The 13,212-nt window shown below is 39.0% G+C and carries 11 protein-coding genes; 5 read left to right on the top strand and 6 right to left on the bottom strand.

From position 1 onward, the window contains the following. Positions 1 to 169: 169 nt before the first annotated feature. The gene (locus tag PQ478_RS11850; RefSeq protein ID WP_289234366.1) at positions 170 to 1,672 is read left to right on the top strand and encodes a glycine betaine uptake BCCT transporter; all 1,503 of its coding nucleotides are present in this window, start codon (positions 170 to 172) and stop codon (positions 1,670 to 1,672) included. 72 nt (positions 1,673 to 1,744) lie between these two features. Here PQ478_RS11850 and PQ478_RS11845 read toward each other — a convergent pair whose 3' ends face one another. The 6 genes from PQ478_RS11845 to PQ478_RS11820 all read right to left on the bottom strand — a co-directional run bounded on the left by PQ478_RS11845 (position 1,745) and on the right by PQ478_RS11820 (position 9,500). Next, positions 1,745 to 3,511, bottom strand: coding sequence for an ATP-binding protein (locus tag PQ478_RS11845; protein ID WP_289234365.1), 1,767 nt, complete (start codon positions 3,509 to 3,511; stop codon positions 1,745 to 1,747). Between the two features lie 241 nt (positions 3,512 to 3,752). Next, positions 3,753 to 5,516 (bottom strand): ATP-binding protein, encoded by a 1,764-nt coding sequence (locus PQ478_RS11840; RefSeq protein WP_289234364.1) that lies wholly within the window; start codon positions 5,514 to 5,516, stop codon positions 3,753 to 3,755. 147 nt (positions 5,517 to 5,663) lie between these two features. Continuing rightward, a complete protein-coding gene (locus PQ478_RS11835; protein ID WP_289234363.1) occupies positions 5,664 to 6,671 on the bottom strand; it encodes a FecCD family ABC transporter permease in 1,008 nt (335 codons plus the stop codon). Next, entirely contained in the window at positions 6,668 to 7,678 is a 1,011-nt protein-coding gene (locus tag PQ478_RS11830; protein WP_289234362.1) for a FecCD family ABC transporter permease, read from the bottom strand. Before PQ478_RS11830 ends, PQ478_RS11835 begins: the two co-directional genes overlap by 4 nt. Positions 7,679 to 7,768: 90 nt before the next feature. Next, positions 7,769 to 8,704 carry an iron-hydroxamate ABC transporter substrate-binding protein gene (locus tag PQ478_RS11825; protein WP_289234361.1) on the bottom strand — a complete coding sequence of 312 codons (936 nt, stop codon included), beginning with the start codon at positions 8,702 to 8,704 and terminating at the stop codon, positions 7,769 to 7,771. Continuing rightward, positions 8,652 to 9,500, bottom strand: coding sequence for an ABC transporter ATP-binding protein (locus tag PQ478_RS11820; RefSeq protein ID WP_289234360.1), 849 nt, complete (start codon positions 9,498 to 9,500; stop codon positions 8,652 to 8,654). The genes PQ478_RS11825 and PQ478_RS11820 overlap by 53 nt, the downstream gene beginning before the upstream one ends. Positions 9,501 to 9,718: 218 nt before the next feature. Here PQ478_RS11820 and PQ478_RS11815 point away from each other — a divergent pair, with 218 nt between their 5' ends. From PQ478_RS11815 to PQ478_RS11800, 4 genes are all read left to right on the top strand, one after another. Beyond that, positions 9,719 to 9,997 carry a metal-sensitive transcriptional regulator gene (locus PQ478_RS11815; protein WP_012959014.1) on the top strand — a complete coding sequence of 93 codons (279 nt, stop codon included), beginning with the start codon at positions 9,719 to 9,721 and terminating at the stop codon, positions 9,995 to 9,997. Positions 9,998 to 10,123: 126 nt separating this feature from the next. After that, complete coding sequence (gene copZ / locus PQ478_RS11810) at positions 10,124 to 10,333, top strand: copper chaperone CopZ (protein WP_289234359.1); 210 nt, start codon at positions 10,124 to 10,126, stop codon at positions 10,331 to 10,333. 134 nt (positions 10,334 to 10,467) lie between these two features. Next, on the top strand, positions 10,468 to 12,849 hold the full coding sequence (locus PQ478_RS11805; RefSeq protein WP_435521082.1) for a heavy metal translocating P-type ATPase: 2,382 nt from the start codon (positions 10,468 to 10,470) through the stop codon (positions 12,847 to 12,849). Positions 12,850 to 12,864: 15 nt separating this feature from the next. Continuing rightward, positions 12,865 to 13,023, top strand: coding sequence for a hypothetical protein (locus tag PQ478_RS11800; protein WP_175585162.1), 159 nt, complete (start codon positions 12,865 to 12,867; stop codon positions 13,021 to 13,023). Positions 13,024 to 13,212: the final 189 nt, after the last annotated feature.

Below are 13,212 nucleotides of genomic sequence, written 5' to 3'. Positions count from 1 at the left end.
CCATCCTAATACTAGATTGCTATAGTATATCACTGCATATCACGATTTATCCATACGAACGACGTTTTAAATCAACATCAAGTTTGTGGTTAAATAGTAAAGTGTTTTCATTGACGATAGGGAAAAAATAATTGAATAGGAAGTGTTGACTATTAAAGACGACAGGATAGTGTTTAAGATTTCAGTTGGAATTGCCGTCATTTTTGTATTAATCGGTGCGTTAATTCCAGAACAGTTAGGTGAGGCAATGAATATCGCTCAAGCCTTTGTGCTTGAATCATTTGGTTGGTTTTATCAGCTTGTTGCGACGTTCTTCCTGCTGTTTGCAGCATTTATGATTTTTAGTAAGTACGGAAAGATCAAATTAGGAGCGCCTGATTCTAAACCTGAATACAGCCGTCCTACTTGGTTTGCAATGCTGTTTTCAGCAGGGATGGGAATAGGGCTGTTATTTTACGGAGTATCAGAACCAATTGCTCACTTCTCTGCACCTCCGATGGGAGAAGGAAGCACAGAAGCTTCCGCTATTATGGGTATGCGTTATACATGGCTGCATTGGGGCCTTCATGCTTGGGCAATCTACGCTGTTGTTGCGATGGCGCTGGCTTATCAAAAATTTAGAAAAGGCGCACCGGGATTAATGAGTGCAACCCTGTATCCCGTATTAGGTGATAAAGTGAAAGGGCCAATTGGGCATGCGGTTGATGTTGCTGCTGTTTTCGCTACATTATTTGGTGTAGCAGCATCGCTTGGACTTGGATCACAGCAAATTAATGCCGGGCTTGAATATCTATTTGGAATACCTAATACATTCGGCATTCAAATGCTGATTATGGGGATTATCACCGTTCTCTTTATTGTTTCAGCCAATACAGGAATCTCTAAAGGTATTAAATACTTAAGTAATGCGAATATGTCAATCGCAGTTGTATTATTTGCTGCGATGCTTATTTTAGGACCAACCTTATTTTTACTGAATATGTTTACCACGAGTCTTGGAAGCTACATGCAGAATTTAATGCAAATGGGCTTACGTTTATCTCCGTTTGATGAAAATGAAGCAGCTTGGACTCAAGGCTGGACCGTCTTTTACTGGGCATGGTGGATTTCATGGACGCCGTTTGTCGGTATGTTTATTGCCAGAGTCTCAAAAGGAAGAACGATTAGAGAATTTACTGTAGCCGTTATTTTGGTTCCATCACTAGTATGTGCAATGTGGTTTACCGTTTTTGGCGGGACAGGAATGTTTTTAGAGTTGACACAGGGACTCGCTGTATCTAGTCAGTCTCTTGAGACAGCATTATTCTATGTATACCAGCAGCTGCCGTTAGGTGCTTTGTTATCATTCTTAACAATTGCCCTAATCACCACATTTTTTGTGACATCAGCTGATTCGGCAACGTTTGTACTTGGTATGATGACTACCGGCGGAAAGCTTAACCCGTCTAATAAGGTTAAAGTCACGTGGGGCATTATTTTAGTTGCTGCAACATGTGTTCTAATGGTGTCAGGAGGCTTGCAAGGACTGCAAACAGCGATTATCGTCAGTGCCTTGCCGCTAACGTTCATTGTTCTTTTGATGACGTACGGATTAGTCAAAGCACTGAATCAAGAATTAAAAGATTTAGGTGCGAATCCAACTGTTGAATTGAAGAAGAAAAAAGTGAGTTAATAAGAATGCAGGGGCTTACCTATTACTAAATAGGGCAAGCCCCTTTTTAAATTTTAATTACTCAAATTTGTTTTAAACATGGGTAGAAAGGTCATTATATAGGATTGGATCTACAGGAATATAAGTCTGTTGTCCTTTTGTTAAAGGAAATGTAATTGTAAAAGTAGTACCAACGCCTTCTGTACTTTCAATTGATCTCATTCCGTTATGATTTTCGATAATCTTGTCGCAAATAAGTAAGCCTAAGCCTGTGCCTTTTTCTTTTGTCGTGAAGAAAGGCTCAGATATTTTTGATAAAGCTTCTTTTGAGATTCCGCAGCCTTCATCCTGAATGATGATATCAACAAAATCAAGCTGCTTTTTCACCGTAACATAAATATGACCATTTTTTGTTGCTTCTACAGCATTTTTTAAGAGGTTCACAAATACTTGTTTAATTTTCGTTTCCTCACATTTAATAAGCAGCTCTTCTTCGGGATAAGATGTAATAATATCATTACCTTTAATGATGGCTTGTGTTTCAAGGAGAGTTTTCACTTCTTCGATAATTCTAGAAATGGAATGAATTTTAAAGATATCTGAATGAGGTTTAGATAAGATAAGAAATTCGTTAGCAATTTGTTCAATCCGGTCAAGCTCGTCATCAATAATGTTAAAGTACTTTTCCTTGCCCATTCCATATTTGATCAGCTTGTAAAAGCCTTTAATTGATGTGAGAGGATTTTTAATTTCATGAGCAATCCCAGCAGCGAGCTGACCAGCTAAATTTAGCTTCTCAGCACGAATCATTTTCTTTTCTAATAATTTATATGGAGTTAAATCAATTAATACATGCAGAATAGACTCAGATTCTTTATACCAAGTAAAGATTGATTTAAGCTTAAACGTTTTAATAGAGTCATTTTCTAGCTTCAATTCAACTTCTTTCATTTCAAATTCTTGATTCGATTGCAAGGTATTTATCCATTTTTGTTCTAGGAAATGATCTGTAAAATGAATGAAGTTAAAAATACTTTCCCCTTTTATATTTTCAAAAGGTGGAAGTTCTAAGTCTGCGAGGGCTCTTTCGTTGGCATACACAAGGGTATCATCTTTAGAGATTAAGATGGGGATAGGCAATTCTTTTAGTAGCTTCCAGTAGTCTTTCTTTTTTCTAGCGATTATTTCATAGGCTTCACATAAGTTTTCATTATCATGAATAAGCTGTCTGTTTTTTCGCTCAATATTAGCTATGCGTTTTCTATCATGATCTGAAAAACTTTGAAGGTGTTCACGTTGATATAGACCTGATATGGTTACTTCATCATCGGTCATAAAGTATTTATGTGTTTTGAGGAGCTCCGTTTGAACATAAGCAGGAATGGTAAGGCCATTATAAGCACATACGCTGGTAATATGTTTTTCCGAAATAAATTTATCGCAGTTCATTTCATATTGTCTAAGTTGAGATAGAGAGTTTTCACTTGGGAAAAGTACTTGACCCCATATTAATATATGTTCTCCTTTTTGAAGCAGGGGAGTTAAGAGCGATAAAACATGCTCTGAGTTACGGTCTGCATCGAATTGTTTCCCATTGAGATAAAATTGCATGCTATCTTGATACATAATTGTATCTACTTTTTCAGAAGAGTAGGTTTTGAGAAGCTGAACTCTTATTTCTTGATAGACAGTATCTTCTTCAAGAAAAAGCACGTTTAAATTATGTTCAAGTGCATAACTAAGAAAGTAGAGAGCGTTTCTAATATATTTATGACGTTCTGAGAATGTGTAGTAAATATGGAGGGGCTCAACCCGATCCTTCTGGTCTAAGAACAGTTGTAGAGTTGTCATATTTTTCATAACTAAAACTTCACCCTTTCTTACTAGTCATTGCTGATAGTATTCAACATAAGAGCAAAGATACCCTTTAAAAGGACTGAATTTTCTGTTTATTATAAAAAATATTTGCAAACATGGATGACTTTCTTCATACGTGGTTAATAGGAATAATAACCCAATTTAAGTAAAAAAACCCGAGAGAAAATATGCTCTCGAGGTAAATTTACATTTAATTACATTTGCAGTCGCTTATTTGAATCATTTAGATATACTGTTTACTATAAGAAGGTGAATCTGCATCTAAAGACAAATGTTTTTGTGCTAGAGGTAATAAGATTGTGTACGTAGTTCCTACATTTTTAGTACTTTCAATGCTCCTAGTACCATTATGAGTGTCAATAATTTTATCGCAAATCAATAAACCTAAGCCAGTTCCTGTTTCTTTCGTTGTAAAGAAAGGCTCTCCCACTTTTTTTAAAGTGGTTTCTGAAATCCCGCAGCCTTGATCTTGTATGCTGATTTCTACATTCTCGCCTCGTAGATTGGTCGTTATAAATATGTGTCCGTTTGTTGTAGCTTCAATGGCATTCTTAATGAGGTTAACAAATACTTGTTTCATTTTTGTTTCCTCGCAATAAATGAAAAGCTCGTCACTTTTCTGAAAGGACGTTATAATTTCATTTCCTTTAAGAATCGCTTCTGTTTCTAGTAAAGTTTTCACTTCTTGAATGATTTTTGAAATCGAGTGAACTTCAAATACATTTGAATGAGGTTTAGATAAAGCTAGGAATTCATTAGCAATTTGTTCGATCCGATTAAGTTCATCTTCAATTATTTTATAATAGAATTCTTTCCCCATATTAAGTTTAAACAATTTGTAGAACCCTTTGATCGCAGTAAGCGGGTTTTTAATTTCATGGGCAATTCCTGCAGCCAACTGCCCGGCGATATTTAATTTTTCTGAACGAATCATTTCTTTTTCTAACACTTTATATGGAGTTAAATCAATTAGAACATGCAAAATGGCTTCGCCGCCTTGATACCAAGTACGCATCGACTTTAGCTCAAACGTTTTAACCTGCCCATTAGAAAGGATTAGTTCTACTTCTTTCAGTTGAAAATCTTGATTTGATTGAAGGCTAAGTAACCATTGCTCTTTAATGGAATGATCGATAAATTGAATGATATCAAATACATTTACATCATGAATAAATTCAAAGTTCGGGAGCTCTAAATCTATGAGAGCTTTTTCGTTCGCATATACTATACAATCTGATTTGGTAATAAATGTAGCAATGGGTAACTCGGTTAATAACTTGCGATATTCCTTCTTTTTTCTACTAAGCAGTTCATACGCGTTACTCAATTTTTCATTATCAATAGAGAGTTGTCTGTTCTGTTGTTCAATCATATGTATACGTTTATTCTCTAATTCTTCTTCGACGTGGTAATACCCCATCTTAAAGATACCTGATTTAGTAATTTCATCATCGGTCATAAAATATTTATGTGTTTTAAGTAATTCAGTTTGAATATAGGCAGGGGTGTTAAACCCATTCATCGCACACACTGTTGATATTTGATGCTCTGTAATATATGGATCGCAATAAACTTTAAACTTTTTGAGTTGTTGAAGAACAACTTTTTCATTTGCAAATTTTATATTGCCCCATATCATGAGACGATCCCCATTGTTAATAACAGGCCTCATTGCATTTAATAGCTTTGAAGACTGGTCCTCGCCTTTAAATACATTTGAGGCAAGATAAAATTCGCTGCTGTCATAAAAAGTGATATTCCTAAGTAAATCATCAGAGTATACTAGTGATAATTGAGAAAGCAATTCTTGATATAGAGAGTCATCTTCTATACATATGACTTTATAATTATGCTTTAATGCAAAACTTACAAACTGGAACGCATGATGTAAATATTTTTCACGCTCAGTGTAAGTATAGTAGGCTTGGATGGAGTCTATATGATTCTTTTTTTGTAGTAATGTATATAGAGAATCTGTTTTCTCCATCGTTCATACAACCCTTTCTGGGGATCAAGATTTAATACAATCCCTGCTTTATCGATTCAAATATTGTATCTCAATTTCTTCTATTCAACAAGGGTTGTCTCTCCATGAAATAACTAGGGCTATATTAGGTAAACGTATAAATATCTATTATTTTCTCATCAACAAATACATAAAATAAGGAGCACCGATTAACGCGACCATGATGCCTGTCGGGATCCCATCAGGTTCGACAAGATTTCGTCCAACCGTATCAGCTAACACTAAGAGCCAGCCGCCAAGCAGGATTGCGACAGGAATGTAGAGCTGATTTCTTGGTCCAACCAACGCCTTTGCCATATGAGGAGCCATCAAACCAATAAACGCAATGCCGCCAGTAACTGAAACAGCTGATGCAGCAAGAGCTACGGCTGTGATCAACAGTACAAATCGTTCACGCTCAACACGGATGCCAACTCCAATCGCAGCCGGCTCACCAAGCCCGAGAATGTTCAATCGGTTTGCTTTATAGAGCGTAAAAGGAATTAAAATAACAAGCCAAGGCAGTATCGCCCAAATAAATGGCCAATCCGCCCCCCACACATTTCCTGCCATCCACCTGGCAATAAAATCTACTTTAAATGGATCAACAGATGAAAAGAGCAAGATCATCACACCTGATAAAGCCATCGAAAACCCTACACCCGTTAATACTAACCGCACAGGAGCAAGGCCTGTTGTACGATTATAGGCGAATAAGTAGATCGCTATTGCTGTAATGAGGGCAGAGGCAAAGGCGATCAGAGGGAGCAAAAAGACAAAGCTGCCATTACTAACCGGGAAAAATAAATAAAAGACAGCTACTCCAACGCCGGCTCCAGAATTAATGCCGATAATACCCGGGTCAGCCAAATCATTTCGTGTAATGCCTTGTAAGATTGCGCCCGATAACGCAAGGGCCATACCTGCAAGAAGAGTTACAACAATTCTAGGCAGCCTCACAGAAAATAAGATAAATTCCTCTTTAAATTCTCCTTGACCAAACAGAGTAGGGAGGATGCGGTTAAAAGAGAGGGAAGAGGGGCCTATGCTTGCTCCGATGGCCGCTGTAAGTATGATTAGAACCGTTAAGACAATTAAAATCATGCGCTGTTTTTTGATAATACTTGGATGAATCATAAAAATGCCTTCCCTTCTTTTCGAACAATAAAGAGAAAAAATGGAAGCCCAATGATTGCAACAATTGCAGCAACAGGGGTTTCATAAGGTGCACTGATTGTACGTCCAACAAGGTCACAAAGAAGCATAAAACCGGCACCAAATAAGACGGACATCGGCAATACATTGCGATAATCTGTTCCAACTACTGCCCGAACGATATGCGGGATCATGAGGCCGATAAATGCCATATTACCAACAAGCGCGACTGCAGCACCTGCGAGAATCACAATTACAATAAATAGCATGATTTTGACTTTGGTCGTATGCTGGCCAAGCCCCACAGCCACTTCTTCACTTAGGCTGAGAATTGTCAGCTGCTTAGACAGAAGGATCGCAATTAAAATTCCCCCAAAAATAAAGGGCGTAACTATTTCAAGCTGTCCCCAAGACGTACCGATCAACCCGCCTGCCGTCCACATTGAGACGTCTTTAGAAATCTTAAAATATATCCCGATCCCTTCAGCGATGGCTGTTAAAAAAGCCGTTACGGCAGCCCCGGCTAAAACGATCCGAAACGGGGAGAACCCGCCGCGGCGGGAGGCACCTATGCCAAGCACCATAAGAGTTCCGACAGCTGCACCAATAAAACAGGCAATCATCATGCCGAAATAATTAGCGGCAGGGATAAAGGCGATTGTAATAGCGAGCGCAACATTCGCACCTGCTGTAATTCCTAAAAGGCCGGGATCAGCTAACGGGTTTCTCGTTAACCCTTGAATAATCGCACCTGAAACCGCAAGAGCAGCTCCAACAGCCATTGCACCAACTGCACGTGGGAAGCGGATTTCACGAAGCATCGACAGCTTCTCACCAGAATCACTTGTAAACATAGCCGCCCGCACATCCTGAATCGTCACATCAGCTGCGCCAAACAAGACGGAGCTTATAAAAATGGCGATAAATACTGCTGCAGCTATAAGAAATGCTGCGGATTTAGATTTAATTAATCGTTTAGTATGTACCATCACATCTCAACTCTTCTTCTGAAATAATAGGATAAAATAAGAGGAGGAATCCGCTTTAGATTCCTCCCAAATTAATCATTGAAACAACTATTAATTACTGCTTAAAAAACTTTCAGTGAAAAAGTCTAATTGGAAGTCTAGTGTAATTGGGTCATTAAAATAAAATTCAGATGCATTTGCTGTAAATACACGCTCATTTGCAACAGCAGGGATGTTCTTATACGTTTCCGTTTCTTGATACGCTGTATCCGCACCATCTGAGCTGACGATCATATAATCACCAGCATATTCTGGCAATACTTCAACAGAAAGAGCATAGTAGCCTTCGTTTTGAGCCATTTCTTGAACTTTCTCAGGCATCTCAAGCTTCATTTCTTGATAAAGAATTTCCGTGCCGCGGCCCCAGTTATCGCCGAATACATATAATTGTTTATCAAAATTTTCTATAACTGTAACCGTCGCGTCTTCGCCGATTTTTTCCTTCACTTCTTCGCCTGCTTTATGTGCACGTTCTTTGAAGTCATCAACCCAAGCTTGTGCTTCTTCTTCTTTATTTAACAGCTTGCCAATTTCAACATGCTGCGTTAAATAATCGACCTCTCCGTACGTAAACGTAACAGTTGGAGCTATTTCACCCAGTTTGTCTAGGTTGTTGTTTGTTGGTGCTGCAATAATAAGGTCAGGGTCAAGCTCAATAATTTGCTCTAAGCTTTCATCGGTCACTTCCGCTGCATCGCCAATATATTCCTCATAGCGTGGGTTCATTTTTGCCCAAGAATCAACACCGACAATAGGAACATCTAGAGCCATGACGCTTCCTGCATTAAATGAAGATAACACAACGACACGCTGTGGATCAGCTGGAACTTCAATCGGACCGTTTTCTGACTGATAAGTGATTGTACCAGTCTCTTCAGTATTTGTATCTTCTTCAGCTGAAGAAGCAGAGTCTTCTGATGTGCTGCCGCAAGCGCTAAGAACTAGCACTAAGAGCATAAGAAAGGGAATGAGCAGTTGTTTTTTCATGGTGGTTTTCTCCTTTAAGTAAATTGTAAGTAATACACATTGGTTTGTTCGTATTCGGGTCGCGTCCGATGACAGCATCAATTCCAAACACTTGCTTGAGAACATCATTTTTAATGACGTCTTCACATGTACCAGATTGAATGATGCGACCGTCTTTTAGCGCAATGATATGATCAGCGAATCGTGCAGCTTGATTCAAGTCATGAATCACCATCACAATCGTACGGCCTTCTTCATGATTAAGCCTCTGCAACAGCTCAAGCACTTCAAGCTGATGAGCCATATCAAGGTAAGTGGTAGGTTCATCCAGAAAGATAATCTCAGTCTCCTGTGCAAGGGCCATCGCAATCCAGACCCGCTGCCGCTGTCCGCCTGATAAGGCATCGACCGAACGATATTTATACTCGAGAGTACCTGTCACACTAAGAGCCCAGTCAATGACTTCGATATCTCTTTTACTTAGACGACCAAATCCTTTCTGGTAGGGGAAACGACCGTAGGAAACAAGTTCTCCAACCGTTAATCCGCTTGCACTCTCAGGAGTCTGCGGCAATGTCGCCATTTGCTTGGCAAGAGCCTTCGTATCCTTCGTGAAAATACTCTCGCCGTCTAGTATGACGTTGCCAGATTGCGAGGAAATCACACGCGTAATCGCTTTAAGCAGCGTCGACTTTCCGCAGCCATTGGGACCGATAATGGTTGTGATTTTGCCATCAGGTATGTTTATACTCAAATTCTTTACAATGACATTCTCACCGTAACCGATACGTAAATCTTCTGTATAAAGACGAGTCATTTTATGTAGCCTCCAATCCCTCCATCTAACTGAAAACAATTATCACTATCATTTATGATTACACTATAAGTCTAGAATTTCTAAGTGTCAATGAATTTTTTTGTGAGTAATTAGACGATTCTTCTTATATTAATAAGCAAAAGAGGAGGATGTATTAGAAATTTTGAATAGGCTGTGTTAGGATAGTCTTACGGGGTATACGTATAAGGAGGATGGTTATGGAAGCAAAAAAAACAGTCCAGCCGAATAAACAGCAAATGCTAAACCGATTGAAACGAATAGAAGGACAAGTTAGAGGAATCCATAATATGATTGAAAATGATCGCTATTGTGTAGATGTATTGACTCAAATTTCAGCTATCCAAGCTGCTATAAATAAAGTATCTTTAGGACTTGTCGAGGACCATACTCGTCATTGTGTAGCCAATGCTATTAAAAATGATAACGGTGAAAAGGCAATTGATGAACTAATGGATGTAATGAAGAAAATGCTCTAATAAGCCTTCATACTAGATGTAAAAAAGCAATTAATACTTTACTTTTTATTTAACCCTTGAATACTATACCCTAGTATAGTATATTGAGGTTGAAGTGATTAAAAACTATTTCTTGGAGGGTTCAAAATGGCACAAGAAACACTCACAGTAAAAGGAATGTCTTGCGGGCATTGTGTAAGTTCAGTAGAAGGAAGTGTTGGCGAATTATCAGGAGTTGAATCTGTAAAGGTTGCCCTTGATAAAGGTCAAGTGGAAGTATCTTATAACGAAAACGAATTAAACCTTGGAACGATCAAGGAAGTAATCGAAGACCAAGGATATGATGTAGTATCATAAGCATCCCTATTTAGGAAAATGTCGTGCTTACTTGTGAAGCACGATATTTTTTCAAAAAAATATACCTATACTGGGTATGAGGTTAGGTGGGATTTACATTGGAACAAAAAGAAGTTTCGTTAACTATAACAGGTATGACATGTGCAGCCTGTGCCAATAAAATAGAAAAAGGGTTATCTAGAGTCGAAGGGGTAGAAGAAGCTAACGTAAACTTTGCCCTTGAGAAAACAACAATTAAGTATGACCCTTCTATCGTTGATAAGAAAGAGTTCGAAGCAAAAATCGAGAAACTAGGATATCAGGTCATTCACGACAAGACAGAATTTGATATATCAGGTATGACATGTGCGGCTTGTGCAAACCGGATTGAGAAAAGAATGAATAAACTAGAGGGCGTTTCATCTGCCAATGTTAACTTTGCCTTAGAAACTCTTTCCGTTGAATATGATAACCGGGCTATTAACCCGAATGAAATGGTAGAAACAATTAAAAAATTAGGATTCACACTCATTCCCAAGCAAGATGCAAGGGAGACGGTCGACCATAAAGAAAAAGAAATTGAAAAGCAATACGGGAAGTTTATCTTCTCAGCCATTCTAACATTACCGCTTTTATGGACGATGGTTACTCATTTTGAAATGACGGCGTTTTTGTATATGCCAGGTATGTTCATGAATCCGTGGGTGCAATTAGCGCTCGCAACACCTGTTCAATTTATTGTAGGTGCTCAATTCTATAAAGGTGCTTACCAAGCTCTAAAAAACAAAAGTGCCAATATGGATGTGCTAGTGGCGCTTGGAACGAGTGCAGCTTATTTTTACAGTATCTATTTAGGATGGGAATGGATGGCAGCCGGAGGTCAAGGGATGCCTGAGCTTTACTTTGAAGCTGCTGCTGTGATCATTACTTTAATTGTGCTAGGAAAGCTGTTTGAAGTTCGTGCCAAAGGCCGCACAAGCCAAGCCATTCAAAAATTGCTTGGTCTTCAAGCCAAAACAGCACGAGTCATCCGGAACGAAGAAGAGGTGGAAATTCCTGCAGAAGAAGTTATTGTGGGAGATGTCGTTATCATCAAGCCAGGTGAAAAAGTTCCAGTTGATGGAGAGTTGATCGAAGGCAGATCTGCGATAGATGAATCAATGATTACAGGTGAGAGTATTCCGGTTGATAAGAGTGTAGGCGATCCGGTGATCGGTGCCACTATTAATAAGAATGGATCGATTAAAGTAAAGGCAACAAAAGTCGGTAGAAATACAGCTTTATCACAAATCGTAAAAGTCGTCGAAGAAGCGCAAGGATCTAAAGCTGACATCCAGCGTTTAGTGGATAAAGTGTCAGGAATCTTTGTTCCAGTCGTAGTAGCTATTGCCATTGCTACATTTCTTATTTGGTATTTTATTGTTGCGCCTGGAGATTTACGTCAAGCATTAATTCCAATGATCTCCATTTTAGTTATTGCCTGCCCATGCGCACTAGGCCTAGCTACTCCAACTTCTATTATGGCGGGATCAGGCCGTGCAGCTGAGATGGGGTTATTATTTAAAGGCGGCGAACACTTAGAAAATACGCAGAACATCCAAACAGTTGTGTTAGATAAAACAGGGACCGTCACAAAAGGACAGCCGGAATTAACGGATGTAGAAATTGCTGAGGGCTTCACTGAAGAAAACGTTTTATATTATGTCGGCTCTGCCGAAAAACATTCAGAGCACCCTTTAGCTCAGGCAATTGTCAAAGGAATTAAAGAAAAAGGGATCAGTCTAAATGACTCAACGGACTTTGAGGCAATTCCAGGCTATGGAATCCGTGCTATTGTCGATAATAAAGAGATTCTAGCTGGGACTAGAAACTTAATGAAACAACATTCTGTTCCTATGAAGAACGCAGATTCTTTAATGGAAGAACTAGAAAACCAAGGGAAGACGGCGATGCTAATAGCTGTGGAAGGGCAATTTGCAGGGATTATCGCGGTTGCTGATACGGTGAAAGAAACCTCAAAAGAAGCAATTGAAAGAATGCATGATTTGGGGCTTGAAGTGATCATGCTAACCGGTGACAATGAACGTACTGCCAAGGCTATTGCCAGCCAAGTTGGGATCACGCACGTCATAGCAGAAGTCATTCCAGAGCAAAAAAGTTCTGAGGTTAAGAAGCTGCAAAAGCAAGGGAAGAAAGTAGCGATGGTTGGTGACGGGATTAATGACGCGCCTGCCCTTGCAGTTGCTGACATCGGAATGGCCATCGGAACAGGTACAGATGTTGCGATTGAAGCGGCAGATATCACACTTATGCGAGGCGACTTAAATAGTGTAGCAGATGCGATTCATATGAGCCGCAAGACGATGAAAAATATCAAGCAAAACTTATTCTTTGCTTTTATTTACAACACATCTGCCATCCCAATTGCTGCAGTCGGCCTGTTAGCCCCGTGGGTTGCAGGTGCTGCAATGGCGTTTAGTTCCGTATCGGTTGTATTAAATGCTCTACGTTTACAGAAGGTGAAGTTTACAAAATAAAAGGAGGCTCCTTTTATGAACAATAAAAGAAATTGGGCGTTAGCTGGATTTGTGTATGTCGCGCTCGTAATGGTTGCATATGGTGCAATTACTGGAGAAGATCCATTTGAGCGAGGAGATTTCCATGATCACCATCCTCAATCAGAGACTGAACATGGAGAACATTCTTCCTAACTCTTAAAAGATATGGTGACGGGATAAAAGAAGTCACTACGCCCTTAACAGTTTTGTATTAAAAAACGAGAGAATGATTAAAAGCTGTGGTCTGCTTTTCAGTAGATCCAGCTTTTTTCGTTTTTTAAAGATCTTAATACTTTCTAAATACATATCATCTATTCTTTATGATGATCGTTAGAAATGAGG

The organism is Alkalihalophilus pseudofirmus, from assembly GCF_029094545.1.
In the GTDB taxonomy this organism is placed as follows: Bacteria; Bacillota; Bacilli; order Bacillales; family Bacillaceae_D; genus Alkalihalophilus; species Alkalihalophilus pseudofirmus.
This window is presented reverse-complemented; position numbering and strand designations above follow the sequence as displayed.